This window comes from Actinomyces gerencseriae DSM 6844 (assembly GCF_000429265.1).
Lineage (GTDB): Bacteria > Actinomycetota > Actinomycetes > Actinomycetales > Actinomycetaceae > Actinomyces > Actinomyces gerencseriae.
Window position 1 is genome coordinate 12,087 of the sequence record NZ_AUBN01000003.1, and the last position, 13,621, is coordinate 25,707.

The following is a 13,621-nucleotide window of genomic DNA, read 5'->3' on the forward strand; positions in this document are numbered from 1 at the left end:
CCCTCAGAAGACGTAGTCGATGACCAGCGGGGCGTGGTCGGACCACCTGGCGTCGTAGGAGTCGGCGCGGTCCACGGTCAGGGAGGCGGCGCGTCTGGCCAGGCGCGGTGTGGCCACCTGGTAGTCGATGCGCCAGCCCACGTCGTTGTCGAAGGCCTTGCCGCGCTGGGACCACCACGTGTAGGGGCCCTGCCGGTCGGGCGCCAGGGAGCGCGCCACGTCCACCCAGCCGGCGGCGAACCAGCCCTCCAGGTGGGCGATCTCCTCGTCCAGGACGCCCGCGGACTTGTTGTGGTTCGGCTTCCAGTTCTTGATGTCCCTCTCGGAGCGGACCACGTTGAGGTCGCCGGCCATGACGACCTGGGGGCCGCCCGACTCGCTGGAGTCCAGCAGCTCCGCCATGCGCGCATCCACGAGCTCCAGGTGGGCGTACTTCTGATCCATCTTCTCGGTGCCGACCCGGCCCGAGTGCAGGTAGGCCGAGACGATGGTGAGCGTGTGGCGGCCGGCTCCGTCCGAGCCCGGCGTGCCCTCCACGCCGAGGTCCACTTCGAGCCACCGGCCCGAATCGACATCGGGCTCGGCGGTGTCCGGGGGCGCCACGCCCCGGCGCACCTCCCCCGCGGTGACCGGGATGTCCTCGCGGACGGCGACGGCGACCCCCGCGCGGCCCTTGATGCGGCACGGCCAGATCTCCGAGCGGTACCCGGGCAGGAGGGAGGAGGCGGTCGTCTCGTCCGCGCGGACCTCCTGGAGCACGAGGACGTCGGGCGCGCTGGCCTCCAGCCACCCCGAGATGCCCTTGCGGGCCGCTGCCCGAATGCCGTTGACGTTGACGGTGGCGATACGCATGATCTCAGAGTACGGCCTGCCGCGATGACACCGCGGCTGGACACTCGCTGTCGGGGGCGCTGACGATGAGGAGCTCCGGCGAGCTCCGACGGGCGCCGACGGGCTCAGTAGCGGATGGCGTCGATGGGGCGGATGCGCACGGCCACGATCGCCGGGATGATGCCCGACAACGCGCCCACGGCGGTCGCCGCCAGCAGGCCGATCACGGCGGCCAGCATGGGGAAGGGCGGGTTCGAGGGCATCGGCAGCCCATCGAACACGACGCTCAACGGCACCCAGCGGAGCGCCACGATGGCGATGCCGACGCCGACGACGCCGGCCACCACGGTCGCCACGACCGACTCCAGCATGATGGAGAAGAATATTCGCCGGCTCGTCGCCCCGAAGGAGCGTCTCACCCCGATCTCGTGGATGCGCTGGCGCACCGTCACCAGCGAGATGTTGACCAGGCTCAGGGCGCCCAGGATCATGACGAAGACGCCGGAGCCGGTGACCACGGTGGTGAAGGCGTCCGCGCTGACGTTCGAGCTTCCGCTGACGTTGTCGGTCGTCTGCGTGGATCCCTGCCCGAACTGGGCGTCCAGGCTCGCCTTGGCCAGGTCCTTGACCTGCTGGGCCTCGGCTTTGCCGGCCCAGATCTCGAGCGTCGGTATGGGGCGCTCGCTCTCCTCGGGCAGCTGCTGCTCGTAGGAGTCCGCCAGGACGAAGGCCGACAGCGGCTGCGGGCAGGGGATGTTGTTGCCCTCGGCGTCGGTGGTGGTGCAGTAGCTCAGATTCTCGGGCTCGAGCACGCCCACGATGGTGAAGGTGGTGCGCACGGGGGTGTAGGAGGTGACGGTGACCGGCTCCGTGAGCTCGGAGATGCCGAGGTCCTCGAGGAATCCCTGGGAGACGACCAGTGTCGGGGAGAGGTCGTCGGCGTCGTCGGACCTGAACCACCGGCCCTGGGACACGGACGTGTGGTGCAGGGTCCCGTACCCCTCGCTCACCGCCTGGGTGGAGATCTGGCGGGGGCCGTCCGGGAAGGCGAAGCGCACCTTCGTGGTGTAGGTGGTCGCCCAGGAGCTCGCCTCGTAGCGGGAGACGAAGGACGCCATGGCGCGGTTCACCCTGTCCGAGGTGGCGGCCGACGCCGTGGCCCCCGACGACCCCGCGCCGCCCCGTCCCGAGCCGGCGGAGCCCTGCCCGGAGCCCGACTGCCCGGAGCCCGACTGCCCGGAGCCCTGACCCGAGCCGGACTGGCCCGAGCCCGCCGTCGGAGCGCTCGAGGCCCCGGCGTCATCGTCCCCGGGGTCGTCCTGACCGCGGACCGTCACGTCCTTCCCGGTGGGGGAGACGTTGATGGTGACGGTGCCGGGGCGCCCGACGCCCTGCTCGATCTCGGAGTTGATCGCGGACACCGAGACCTGCCCGACGGCGATGACGAAGGACATCGCGGCCACGGCCGCCGCCACGCCGACGAGGGAGAGCAGCACCCGGAGCTTGCCGATGCGCAGCTGCGCCCACGCCTCGATGACGGCGCCGACGAATCCGGTGAGCAGGCCGCCCGCTCCTGCGAATATGCTCACTTCGGACCCCCTCCCGCGTCGGCCGGCTCGGGTGCGCGGGAGGCGTGCGCCCCGGGCGCCCGGCCGAGCTGGACCTCGCCGAACTCCTCCAGGGAGCCCACCCGCCGGCGGGTCACCGAGATCGGGGTGAGGACCCCGTGCTCCAGGCGGTACTGGGTGTGCGCCCGCCCGGCCACCGCCAGGTCGTGGGTGATGAGGATGAGTGCCGCACCGGTGTCGCGGCACTGCCTCTCCAGCAGCTCCATGACGGCGTTGCCGGTATCGACGTCGAGGGCGCCGGTCGGCTCGTCGGCCAGGATGACGTGGGGGCGTCGTGCCAGGGCCCGGGCGATGGCGACCCGCTGCTGCTCGCCGCCCGACAGGCGCCCGATGGAGAAGCCCCTCTTGCTCCCCAGCCCGACGGCGTCCAGAAGCCCCTCGGCCCGGGAGGTGCGGCTCCAGAAGGCCGTCCCGTGGTCGTACAGGAGGGGGGCCGCGATGTTCTCGGTGGTCGTCAGCCCGTTGATGAGGTTGAAGGACTGGAAGACGAAGCCGAAGGTCTGCCCGCGCAGGTGGGCGCGGCGGCCCTCGCCCAGCCCCGCCGTGTCGATGCCCATCAGGTGATAGCTGCCGGAGGTCGGGGTGTCGATGAGTCCGAGGGTGTTGAGCAGGGTCGACTTGCCGGTGCCGGAGCGCCCGACGATGGCCACGTGCTCCCCGGGGTGGACGTCCAGGTCGACGCCGGTGAGGATGTTCAGCGGCGGGCTGTCGGGGACCATGAAGGTGCGCGTGATGCCGCGCAGGCTGATCAGCGGGTCCGGGCTCACAGGATCTCCTGGCCGTTCTCGTCGTAGCAGGCCGAGTTGTCGGGCTCGCACGTGTTGGGCGTGCCCGTGCGGACGATGTCCTTGCCGGGCACGTACTGGAGGATCGTCTCGCCCCCGGTCAGGCCGTCGGTGACCTGGATGCTGGTGCCGTCGTTGATACCCAGGGAGACCTCGCGCTTCTCGGCCCCCCTCGGGTTGTCCGGGTCGGTGACGACCCAGACATTCCCCGCCGTCACGGATCCCTCGACCGCCGTGACGGGGACCAGGACGGCGCCCGAGGCCGAGCCCGCGTCGATGCCGATGGTGGCCTTGAGACCGGCGAAGACCTGCTGCTCCGCCGGCACGGAGCAGCGCACCTCCACCGAGGTGCCGTCCCCGGCCTTGGTCGTGGGCTGCCCGTCCTGGCCGGTGGTGGTGGAGGTGTTCTCCTTCGTGCCGATCTTGAGGCTCAAGCAGGAGAAGGGCGCGGGGCCGTCGTTCGTCGAGACGGTCGCCGTGGCCGGGGCGTTGGTGAGCCGGTACTGCTGGGAGGCGGTGATGGTGCCCGTGGCCGAGTAGGTCTGGGGGGTCACCGTGGCCACGACCATGCCGACGCTCGTGTCCTGGTTCTCGATGACGCTGAAGGACACCTTGCCGCTCTCCGGGGCGGTGACCGTGCCCCAGGTGGTCTTGTCCCCGCCGTCGGCGCTCGGCTCGGTCTTCTTGATGTACAGGAGGGGCTCCCCCTGGGTGACCAGGGCGTCCTTGGCCACGGCGAGGGAGTCGACGGTGCCGGTCAGGGTGGCCTTCGCCTCGACGGCCTTGTCCTGGACGATCTGGCCCTTGATCTCCACCGTGCTGGTGATGTCCCCGACCGTGGCGGTGGTCGTCCTCGTGGAGACCTCCAGCCCGGAGGAGATGTCCGCGCGTTCCTGCCCCTGCTGGCTGGGGAAGAAGGCGATCTTCGTCAGCGCCAGGGCGATGACGACGGCGATGAGGACCTTGAGTGTCGGTAGGGCGTATTTCTTCATTCGAGTCTCCGGTTGTGCCCGGGTGCGCGGGCGCCTGGAACGGGGCGCAACGGGACGACGATGCGCCTGGCAGGGGGTTGTGCGGAGCCTATAGTCCTTGGTCTTAGGGGCGGTTCCTCCTCCAGGAGGAACCGCCCCTAAGACCACGGAATGAGAAGGAATTGAGACAGGTGGGGCCGGGGGGCCTCAGACCAGGCGGCCGGCCGGCGCGGAGGGGACCGCGTTCAGGAACGCCGGGGCCGCGAAGCCGGTCTCGGCGTAGGCGTCGACGACGGCCCGGGCGACGGCGCCGGCGGCGGTGGCGTCGATGAGCGCGATCGCGGAGCCTCCGAAGCCGCCGCCGGTCATCCGCGCCCCGTGGGCGCCGGCCGCCCGGGCCGCCTCCACGGCCGTGTCCAGCTCGGGACAGGTGCACTCGTAGTCGTCGCGCAGCGAGTCGTGGCTGGCGTCCATGAGGGCGCCGACCTCCTCCAGCTTCGCGCCGGCCAGCGGGCGGTCGTCGCGCAGCAGCGCGACGAGACGGCGGGTGCGCTCGATCTCGGTCACCACATGGCGGGTGCGCTTGACCAGCTCGTCGGCGTCCGCCTCGCCCGATCCCGACAGGCGGGTCAGGTGCGCGTCCAGCTCGCCCGGCGGGACGTCCGCCAGCAGGTCGACGCCGAGCACCCGGGCGGACCTCTCGCAGGAGGCTCGGCGCGCGCCGTACTGCCCGTCCACCAGGGAGTGCTTGGCCCTGGTGTCGATGACCAGCAGCGCCAGTCCGGCGGCGTCCAGGTCGAAGGGGACCTGCTCGACCGCGCCTGTGCGGCAGTCCAGTCTCAGGGCGTGCCCGGCGCGGCAGCGCAGGGAGGCGGACTGGTCCATCCCGCCCGTGGGCGCGCCCGCCACCTCGTTCTCCGCGCGTACGCAGGCCGTCACGAGGCGCGCGCGGCCGGCATCGTCGGGCGCATCCGCCGTGCCCGCCAGCCCGAGGCCGTTGACCTCGTCCAGGGCCACCGCGGTGGCGCTCTCCAGGGCGGCCGAGGAGGACAGGCCGCCGCCCAGGGGCACGCAGGAGTACAGGGCGGCGTCGAATCCCGACAACGGGCCCACCCCGTCGTGCTCCAGGGCCCAGGCCACGCCGGCGATGTAGGCGTTCCAGTTGCGCACCTCGCCGGGCGTCCCCTTGGGCCCGATGGCGTCCAGGTCCAGGACGTCGATGCTCTCCCGCGTCTGGGAGGACACGAGCCGGATCGTGCGGTCCGTGCGGCGCCGAAACGCCAGGTGGGCGCGGTGCGGCAGGGCGATGGGCAGGGCGAGCCCGCCGTTGTAGTCCGTGTGCTCGCCGATGATGTTGACGCGTCCCGGCGCGTACCAGACGCCGTCGGGCTCGCCGCCGAGGGTCTCGCGGAACAGGGTGGTGGCCGCGGTCACGCCCTCCTCGGGGCTCATGGCCGGGGAGAAGGCGGGGGCGCCGCTGGCGGTGGCGGGGGTCGGGGTGTCGTTCATGGCGGGCTCCTGGTGCTGCGGGTCGGCGATGACGGGCTTCGAGCGCCATCCTGCCAGAGGACGGGCCCGCGCACGCGGGATCGCGCGTACCAGTGGTGGCCCCGGAGCCCCAGAAGGAGAGACGGGCCCGCGCACGCGGGATCGCGCGGCGGGTAGCCTGCGTCTACGCCGACCTGGACGGGACGGGCCCGCGCACGCGGGATCGCGCGAGCCCGTCCGGGCCCGGGCGCGGGGCGGACGGCGAGCGGACGGCGGAGGACTGCACTTCGTGCGGTAGTGTCCCCCTGACACGTCCCCGGCCCGACGGAGGTGACATGGACGTACCCGTGCCGACCCCCTTCCAGTGCGTCGTGGGGCTGACCATCCCCCTGCCGGAGCCCTGGGCGGCTCAGGTCCGGATCGTCCGCGCTGACGCCGGCGACCCGCTGGCCCGCGTCATCGCGCCGCACGTCACCCTGCTGCCGCCCACCGCCGTCGAGCGGGACGACGTGCCGGTCATCGCGGCGCATGTCGAGCAGGTGGCCGCCGGCACCGCGCCGTTCGTGGTGCGCGCGTGCGGGGTCGGCACTTTCCGCCCGGTCAGCCCCGTCGTCTACGTCGCGCTCATGGACGGCGGGCCCCAGTGCGACGCCCTCCAGCGGGCGCTGCGGGAGCGGGGCGGGCCCCTGGCCACGGCCCTGCGCTTCCCCTTCCACCCGCACATCACCCTCGCCCACGAGGTCGATGACGACGCCCTCGATGCGGCGGCCCGGGACGGCGCGGGCATCGACGCGCGCTTCGTGGTCGAGCGGATCCGCCTGCACCGTCTGGCCGACGACGGCTCCTGGCAGGTGCTGGCCGCCCCGGCGCTGGCCGGTCGGGCGCAGCGCGCGGGCACCGGGAGCGGGACGGCCGGGTCGGGCCGCGCACCCGCTAGCCTGGGGGCGTGACCGACAAGCCGATCCACGCGATCATCCCCGCCGGCGGCGCCGGCACCCGGCTGTGGCCGCTCTCCAGGCGGCGCCGCCCCAAGTTCCTCCTCGACCTCACCGGCGCCGGCCGCACCCTCATCCAGGGCACGGTGGCGCGGCTGGAGCCCGTGGCCGCCACGACGACGGTCGTCACCGGCGCCGCCCACGTGGCGGCGGTCGCCGATCAGCTGCCCGACGTTCCGCGCGAGAGCATCCTGGCCGAGCCCGCCCCCCGGGACTCCATGGCGGCCATCGCCCTGGCCGCCGGGGTCGTCGCCGGACGCCACGGCCGCGACGCCGTGGTCGGCTCCTTCGCCGCCGACCACGCCATCGCCGACGAGGCGGCCTTCGTCGACGCCGTCCGGCAGGCCGCCGCGCTGGCGCGCGAGGGATGGGTCGCGACCATCGGCATCGAGGCGACCGGTCCATCGACGGCCTTCGGCTACATCCACTCCGGCGAGGCCGTCGACGTGCCCGGGGCCCCCGACGGCCGCCGCGTGCTCGACTTCACCGAGAAGCCCGACGCCGCCACCGCGGCCGCCTACCTGGCCACGGGCGACTACCGCTGGAACGCCGGCATGTTCGTGGCCCGCGCGGACGTCCTGCTGGACCATCTCGCCGCCCGGAGGCCCCGGCTCGCCGCGGACGTCGAGGCGATCGCGGCCGCCTGGGACGCCCCCGCGCGCGAGGAGGTTCTCGCCGCGCTCTGGCCGGGCCTGGAGGGGATCTCCATCGACCACGCCATCGCCGAGCCCGTGGCCGCGGCCGGGGGCGTGGCCACGGTGCCCGTCTCCATGGGCTGGGACGACGTCGGCGGCTTCGACTCCCTGGCGGCCCTCGTGGCCGCGCGCACCCGCGGGAGGGCCGACGGCGTCGCCGTGCTGGAGGGGATCATCGGCTCCGACAACGCTCCGGCCGACCCCGCGGACGGCTCCTCGGACGGCGGGCCGGCGGCCGGGGTCGAGGCCGTGTCCTCGTCCGGTGCGCTCGTGGCCTCGACCACCGGACGCAGGATCGCCCTGCTGGGCGTGCCGGGCATCGTCGTCGTCGACACGCCGGACGCCCTGCTCGTGACGACTCCGGAGCGGGCCCAGGCGGTCAAGGACGTCGTCGATCGGCTGCGGGCCGAGGGGCGCGACGAGCTCCTGTGACTCCTGCGGGCCTCCGCGAACGCCGAGGCCCGTCGCCCCGCCCGCTCGGCCGGCTCGACCGGGTCCGGCCCGCGCGGCTGCTCCCGCGGGAGTCGTGCGGAGCGTTCTCGACTTGAGAATTTCGGATGCCCGAAATAATCTCGCCTCTCATGAGAACCATGATCACCGGTCGGCGCCGCGCGGCGACCGCGCTCGCCTCCCTCGCCATCGCCGCGGCGGCCCTGCCCCTGACCGCCTGCAGCGCGTCCACGTCGTCGGGCACCGACGCCTCCACCATCAAGGCCGTGGCCTCCACCACCCAGATCTGCGACTACATCACCCAGCTCGCCTCCGGCGGCCAGGACGACGGCCTCTCCTTCGAGCGCACCGCGGCCGACGGCACCACCGAGCACATCGGCGCCGACGACGCCGGCGCCAAGACCCGTCTGAAGCTCACCTGCCTGCTCGCCCCCAACGCCTCCGCCCACGAGCACGACATGACCCCCGCCCAGTCCAAGGCCCTGTCCGAGGCCGACCTCTTCTTCGTCTCCGGGGTGGACCTGGAGCACTTCCTCGACGACGCCGTCACCTCCACCGGGTTCAAGGGCTCCATGGTCGTGACCTCCGGGGTGGCCGGCGCCGCGGACATCGACGACCTCGACGCCCAGAAGGCCGAGGAGAAGGACCTGCCGTACACCATCGACCGCGGCACCGCCACGGTGGAGGTCGCCCGGTGGCCCTTCCCGCCCGAGGACGGCGAGAGCGAGCCCGAGTTCCGCTTCGACCCGCACGTGTGGACCTCGCCGAAGAACGCCATCGCCCAGGTCACCAACATCGGCGCCGCCCTGGAGGAGGCCTCGCCCGAGTCCGCCGAGCTCCTGGGCTCCCACGTCCAGGCCTACGTCGACCGCCTGAACGACCTCGACGCCTGGGCCCGCACCAGCCTGGAGACCGTCCCCGCCGACAAGCGCGTCCTGTTCACCAGCCACGACGCCTTCGGCTACTTCTCCGCCGAGTACGGCGTGGCCTTCAAGGGCGCCGCCCTGTCCGACTTCAACGACCAGCAGGACGCCACCGCCCAGAAGATCCAGGACACCGCCGACGAGGTCAAGGCCTCCGGCGCCGTGGCGATCTTCGCCGAGAACTCCAACAACCCCAAGTCCGTCCAGAAGGTCGCCGAGGTCGCCGGCGTCAAGGCCATCATCGGGGACGAGGCCCTGTACGGGGACTCGCTGGGCGACCCCGGCTCGGACGGCGAGACCTACATCGGCTCGATCCTCCACAACGTCACCAACCTCACCAAGGCCTGGGACGGCTCGGTCGCGGACATCCCGGACTCGCTGAAGGACTGGACGCCCATGCAGACGGAGGTTCGATGACCGTCGACGGCGAGCCGGTCGTCGCTCTGGAGGAGGCGGCCTTCGCCTACGCCTCCCGCCCCGTCCTGACCGGGGTCACCGGAACCGTCGGGGCCGGTGAGGCCCTCGCCCTCATCGGCCCCAACGGGTCGGGCAAGACGACGCTCCTGCGCGGCCTGCTCGGCATGGTCCGGCTCGCCGCGGGGGCCCTGCGCGTGGTCGGCGCGGCGCCCGGCCGGGCGCCGCGCGGATCGATCGGCTACGTCCCCCAGGTCGCCGACCTCGACCCGAGCTTCCCCGTCACCGTCCTGGACGTCGTCCTCATGGGCACGTACTCCCGCCTGGGTCTCCTGCGCCGCCCCGGACGCGAGGAGCGCCGGCGCTGCCGGGAGGCCCTGGAGGGCGTCGGGCTGGACGACCTGGCCTCCCGGCGCTTCGGCACGCTGTCGGGCGGCCAGCGCCAGCGCGTGCTCGTGGCCCGCTGCATCGCCGCCGACCCGCGTCTCATCCTCCTGGACGAGCCCTTCAACGGCCTCGACCAGCCCAACCGCACCGCCCTGCTCGGCATCATCGAGCGGCTCAAGGAGCGCGGCATCGGTGTGGTCGTCTCCACCCACGACCTGGTTCTGGCCCGGCGGACCTGCGAGAAGGCCGCCCTGCTGGCCGGGCGGCAGATCGCCTTCGGGCCGCGCGAGGAGGTCCTGGTGCCCGCCCTGGTCGAGCAGGCCTACGGCGGGCCGGGCTCGGACCTCCTCATCGGGCTCGGTCCCCTCCCCGCCGCGCCGGGCGGCGGCGCGGCGGACAGCGACCGGGGGAACGACTCGGAGAGCATCCCGGGGAATGACGAGGAGAGGCCATGACGGCCTTCGCCGATCTCGTCGAGGCCCTGCGGCTCCTGGCCGCCCGCGTGCCGGGCCTGGCCCCGCTCGCCTCCGCGCCCTACCTCTTCCGGCCGCTGCTCATGATCGTGCTGCTCGGCGGCGTGTGCGCCGTCGTCGGCACCCTGGTCAACCTGCGCGCCACCGAGTTCACCGCCGAGGCGATGGTCCACGCCGTCTTCCCCGGCATCGTGGCGGGCGCCGTCTACGGAGGCATCGACCGGATCGTCCCCGCGGCCGGCGCGGTGGCCGTGCTCGCCGCCGCCGTCCTGACGTGGGTGACCCATCGCGCGACCCGCCGCTCCGCCTCCGAGGCGGGCACGGCCGTGGTCCTCACCGGTTTCTTCTCGATCGGGATCATCCTGTCTCTGGCCGAGGGGGACTTCTCCGGGCAGCTCGAGGCGCTCATGTTCGGCAGGCTCCTGGAGGTCACCGACCTGCGCCTGGCCCAGGCCGTCCTCATGTGCCTGATCGCCCTGGCCGCGGTGGCGGCGACCTGGAAGGAGCAGGTCGCCTACGCCTTCGACCCCATCGGGGCGAGGGCCGCCGGCATGCGCCTGCTCGTGCTCGACCTGGTGCTCAACATGGCCGTCGCCGCGGTCGTCGTCTCGGCGTCCACGGCGGTGGGCACGCTCCTGGTCATCGGGTACCTCGTCATACCCGGCGCCACCGGCCGCATCCTGGCCGGCCGGGTGCCCGCCATGGTGGCCGTGGCCCTCGGCGTGGGCGTCGGCGGCGGCTGGCTGGGGCTGCTGATCATGACCGCGCCGCTGCCCCGCCCGGTCTCGCCGCAGGCGGCGGTGGCCCTGACCATGACCGTCCTGTTCCTGGTGGCCGCGGCCCATCGCAGCGTGCGCCGCGCCGGAGCGGGGGCGGCATGAGCGTCAGCTGGGACGTCCTTGCCCTGCCGCTTCTCGAGGTGGTGCTCATGGGGGCGCTGGCCGGCGTCGTGGGGGCCCTGGCACTGGTTCACCGGCGGATCTTCTTCACCGAGTCCCTCACCCACGCCACCTTCCCCGGCGCGGTCGCGGGAGTGGTCGTGGCCGCGGCGCTGAGCCGCTCCCTGGCCGGTCAACGGGCCGACTACGACCTGCTGACCGGCGCCCTGTTCATCGGCGCCGTGCTCATGTGCCTGCCCATGATCGCGCTCATGCGCTGGCTGTCGACCATCCCGGGGCTGACCTCCCAGTCGGCCGCGGGGATCGTGCTGACCTTCGGCTTCGCACTGGGCTACTTCCTGGTCAAGTGGTTCGCTCCGCTGCCGCTGAAGGTCGACGGGTTCCTGACCGGGTCGGTCCTCAACATCGGCCTCGCGGACGTCGCCGTGACGACCGCGGTCCTCCTCGGGGCGCTCGCGGTCCTGGCGGTCGCCGGCCGTCTCCTGGCCTTCCACGGCTTCGACCCGGTCGGCTACCGGGCCGCCGGGCTGCGCAGTGGACCGGTCGAGGCGGTCCTGCTGATCCTGATCTGCCTGACCATCGCGGCGCTGGTGCCGGCCGTCGGCACGATCCTGCCCATCGCCCTGGTCGCGGCGCCCGCCGCCGCGATCGCCCCGTGGTGCTCCTCGATGCGCGCCCTGGTGGCAGGGTCGGCGCTGCTGGGCGCCGCCACCTGCGTGGCGGGGATGTGGCTGGGAGTGTCCCTGGGCCTGTCGGTGGGCGGCGTCATCGCGGCGACGGCGGCCGCCGCCTACGTACTGGCCGCCGCCGTGCGCGCCCTCAGATGCCGAGTACTCCGTGCAGATCGGTCGTCATGAGCTCCAGACGGTCGGCGGCGGTGCGGCGCGCCACCTCGACCGGATCCTCGACGGCGACCGGCACGACGACCTCGCAGTAGCACGTCAGTGCCGGCTCGGCCCCCGAGGGGAGCACGACGACGCGGTCGTCGGCCGCCGTCTTGATGATCAGGCCGTCGGCCGGCGGCAGGCTCCCGCCGTTGCCGTCCGAGGCCCCGTCCATCAGGTCGAAGACGTCGACCACGGGGGAGCCGGCCAGTGAGGCGGGCACGCCGCCGGCGCGCAGGCGGTCCATGGTGCCGGGGATGAGGGACGGATCCTCCACGCGCACGCGCAGGGGTCTGGTGGCGTGCAGCCCGTGCTCGCGCGCCAGCCGTTCGAGCAGGTCGGCGATCGATCGGCCCTGCTGCTTGAGCACGCTGGCCAGCACCGCCAGGCGCACGGCGGCCGAGATGCCGTCCCCGTCTCGCACCGAGGCGGGATCCACGCAGTAGCCCAGCGCCTCCTCGTAGCCGAAGACGAGCCCGGGCACCCGGCTGATCCACCTGAAGCCGGTCAGCGCGTTGCGGTGGCCGAGCCCGTGGGCCTGCGCGATCCTGCGCAGCATGCGGGAGGAGACGATCGAGCTGGCCAGGATGCCGGTGCCCGTGAAGGCGGCGAGCTCGGCCGCCTGCTCGCCCAGGACCGTCCCGACCTCGTCGCCGGTGAGCCGACGCCAGCCTCCTGTGACGTGCTTGTCGGGGATGGCCGCGCAGCAGCGGCCGGCGTCGGGGCCGATGGCGATCACGAGGTCGGCATCGACCTGGCGGGCCAGCGCGAGGGCCGGGTCGAGGCGCCCGGACTCCTCCGGGGCGGGGAGGACGACGGCGGGGGAGTCGGGATCGGGGTCGAACTGCTCGGGCACGACGACGACGTCGAGCCCCACGCGGCTCAGCGCGTCGCGGCAGATCCTCCCGCCCTCGCCGCGCATGGCGGCCAGGACCACCCTCAGGGGCGCGGCGGCGCGCATGCGCGCCGCCCTCGCCGCGCTGTCGGTGTACTCCTCGACCACCTCGGCGCCGAGGGCCTCCCAGCCGGAGTCCGGCATGGGCACCCCGTCCAGAGAGCCGACCGCGGCGATCCGCTCGGCGATCTCGGCGTCGTGGGGCGGCACGATCCGCGCGCCCCGACCCGGGCCGGTCACGACCCGTCCGCCCAGGTAGACCGCCCAGCTGCTGAGATCGTCGCAGCCGTTCGCGTCGGCGCGGTCCTCGCAGCCGCCGCCGTCCCGGGGCGGTCGGCGGGAGGTCGTCGCCATGACCGCGGCGTCGGCCCCCAGGCGCCGCAGCGCGAAGGCGAGGACCGGAGTGGGGCAATGGGACTCGAACAGGAGAGCGCGGCCCCCCGCACCGGTGATGACGGAGGCCGTGTCGCGGGCGAGGGCGTCCGAGCCGTGATGCGCGTCGTAGCCGATCACGACGGCGAAGCCCGCACCGAGCCTGTCCCGCAGATAGGCGGCCAGACCCGCGGCGGCGCGGATGACGACGACGCGGTTCATCCGGCCGGGCCCCGCCCCCGGGCGTCCCCGCAGGCCGGCGGCGCCAAGCCGCAGGACGGTCGAGAACGCGTCGGCCAGGGCGGCGGTGGCCCCGGCGTCGCCGTTCTCGTGGGCCCTCAGCAGAGCGGCGAGCTCCTCACGGGTCGTGGGATCGGGGTCCTCATCGATCCAGGCAGTCACGGCAACGGTGTCGAGAGAGCGATCCGGGGGGGTCATGGTTGCGACGCTACCGTGACGCGCCTGCCCCGAACCGGGACAATGACGGCCCTCACGAGTGGTGCCCAACACAAGGATGTGAGGCGGCTGATC

12 protein-coding genes are annotated in these 13,621 nt (G+C 73.4%); 6 read left to right on the forward strand and 6 right to left on the reverse strand.

Translation table 11 applies throughout. The features are described from left to right. Window positions 1-3: 3 nt before the first annotated feature. The 5 genes from G448_RS0100085 to galK form a co-directional block, all read right to left on the reverse strand. On the reverse strand, window positions 4-852 hold the full coding sequence (locus G448_RS0100085) for an exodeoxyribonuclease III (RefSeq protein WP_026406300.1): 849 nt from the start codon (window positions 850-852) through the stop codon (window positions 4-6). A 104-nt stretch (window positions 853-956) separates the two neighbouring features. Beyond that, window positions 957-2,420 carry an ABC transporter permease gene (locus G448_RS0100090; RefSeq protein WP_026406301.1) on the reverse strand — a complete coding sequence of 488 codons (1,464 nt, stop codon included), beginning with the start codon at window positions 2,418-2,420 and terminating at the stop codon, window positions 957-959. Further along, the gene (locus G448_RS0100095; protein WP_211227942.1) at window positions 2,417-3,178 is read right to left on the reverse strand and encodes an ABC transporter ATP-binding protein; all 762 of its coding nucleotides are present in this window, start codon (window positions 3,176-3,178) and stop codon (window positions 2,417-2,419) included. Before G448_RS0100095 ends, G448_RS0100090 begins: the two co-directional genes overlap by 4 nt. 44 nt (window positions 3,179-3,222) lie before the next feature. Beyond that, window positions 3,223-4,236: a permuted SH3 domain-containing protein gene (locus G448_RS0100100; RefSeq protein WP_026406303.1), complete on the reverse strand. Its 1,014-nt coding sequence runs from the start codon at window positions 4,234-4,236 to the stop codon at window positions 3,223-3,225. 186 nt (window positions 4,237-4,422) lie between these two features. After that, window positions 4,423-5,724, reverse strand: a complete 1,302-nt coding sequence (galK, locus tag G448_RS0100105) for a galactokinase (protein ID WP_026406304.1) — start codon at window positions 5,722-5,724, stop codon at window positions 4,423-4,425. Between the two features lie 314 nt (window positions 5,725-6,038). Between galK and G448_RS0100110 the strand changes: the two genes are divergently transcribed. The 6 genes from G448_RS0100110 (at window position 6,039) to G448_RS0100135 (ending at window position 11,796) form a co-directional block, all read left to right on the forward strand. Next, the gene (locus G448_RS0100110) at window positions 6,039-6,653 is read left to right on the forward strand and encodes a 2'-5' RNA ligase family protein (protein ID WP_026406305.1); all 615 of its coding nucleotides are present in this window, start codon (window positions 6,039-6,041) and stop codon (window positions 6,651-6,653) included. Then, entirely contained in the window at window positions 6,650-7,825 is a 1,176-nt protein-coding gene (locus tag G448_RS0100115) for a mannose-1-phosphate guanylyltransferase (protein ID WP_026406306.1), read from the forward strand. Before G448_RS0100110 ends, G448_RS0100115 begins: the two co-directional genes overlap by 4 nt. Window positions 7,826-7,974: 149 nt before the next feature. Next, a complete protein-coding gene (locus tag G448_RS0100120; protein ID WP_026406307.1) occupies window positions 7,975-9,183 on the forward strand; it encodes a metal ABC transporter substrate-binding protein in 1,209 nt (402 codons plus the stop codon). Further along, window positions 9,180-10,022, forward strand: a complete 843-nt coding sequence (locus tag G448_RS14470; protein ID WP_051268455.1) for a metal ABC transporter ATP-binding protein — start codon at window positions 9,180-9,182, stop codon at window positions 10,020-10,022. The genes G448_RS0100120 and G448_RS14470 overlap by 4 nt, the downstream gene beginning before the upstream one ends. Beyond that, on the forward strand, window positions 10,019-10,921 hold the full coding sequence (locus G448_RS14475) for a metal ABC transporter permease (RefSeq protein ID WP_034493904.1): 903 nt from the start codon (window positions 10,019-10,021) through the stop codon (window positions 10,919-10,921). Before G448_RS14470 ends, G448_RS14475 begins: the two co-directional genes overlap by 4 nt. Continuing rightward, a complete protein-coding gene (locus tag G448_RS0100135; RefSeq protein WP_026406308.1) occupies window positions 10,918-11,796 on the forward strand; it encodes a metal ABC transporter permease in 879 nt (292 codons plus the stop codon). The genes G448_RS14475 and G448_RS0100135 overlap by 4 nt, the downstream gene beginning before the upstream one ends. Here G448_RS0100135 and G448_RS0100140 read toward each other — a convergent pair. Next, complete coding sequence (locus G448_RS0100140; RefSeq protein WP_026406309.1) at window positions 11,759-13,528, reverse strand: phospho-sugar mutase; 1,770 nt, start codon at window positions 13,526-13,528, stop codon at window positions 11,759-11,761. The two genes, G448_RS0100135 and G448_RS0100140, sit on opposite strands and share 38 nt — an antisense overlap. Window positions 13,529-13,621 lie beyond the last annotated feature (93 nt).

Coding starts and splice junctions, on each gene's coding strand:
- G448_RS0100135 (WP_026406308.1), top strand. CDS start 10,918: ATGAGCGTCAGCTGGGACGTCCTTGCCCTGCCGCTTCTCGAGGTGGTG.
- G448_RS0100085 (WP_026406300.1), bottom strand. CDS start 852: ATGCGTATCGCCACCGTCAACGTCAACGGCATTCGGGCAGCGGCCCGC.
- G448_RS0100120 (WP_026406307.1), top strand. CDS start 7,975: ATGAGAACCATGATCACCGGTCGGCGCCGCGCGGCGACCGCGCTCGCC.
- galK (WP_026406304.1), bottom strand. CDS start 5,724: ATGAACGACACCCCGACCCCCGCCACCGCCAGCGGCGCCCCCGCCTTC.
- G448_RS14475 (WP_034493904.1), top strand. CDS start 10,019: ATGACGGCCTTCGCCGATCTCGTCGAGGCCCTGCGGCTCCTGGCCGCC.
- G448_RS0100095 (WP_211227942.1), bottom strand. CDS start 3,178: ATGGTCCCCGACAGCCCGCCGCTGAACATCCTCACCGGCGTCGACCTG.
- G448_RS0100100 (WP_026406303.1), bottom strand. CDS start 4,236: ATGAAGAAATACGCCCTACCGACACTCAAGGTCCTCATCGCCGTCGTC.
- G448_RS14470 (WP_051268455.1), top strand. CDS start 9,180: ATGACCGTCGACGGCGAGCCGGTCGTCGCTCTGGAGGAGGCGGCCTTC.
- G448_RS0100110 (WP_026406305.1), top strand. CDS start 6,039: ATGGACGTACCCGTGCCGACCCCCTTCCAGTGCGTCGTGGGGCTGACC.
- G448_RS0100140 (WP_026406309.1), bottom strand. CDS start 13,528: ATGACCCCCCCGGATCGCTCTCTCGACACCGTTGCCGTGACTGCCTGG.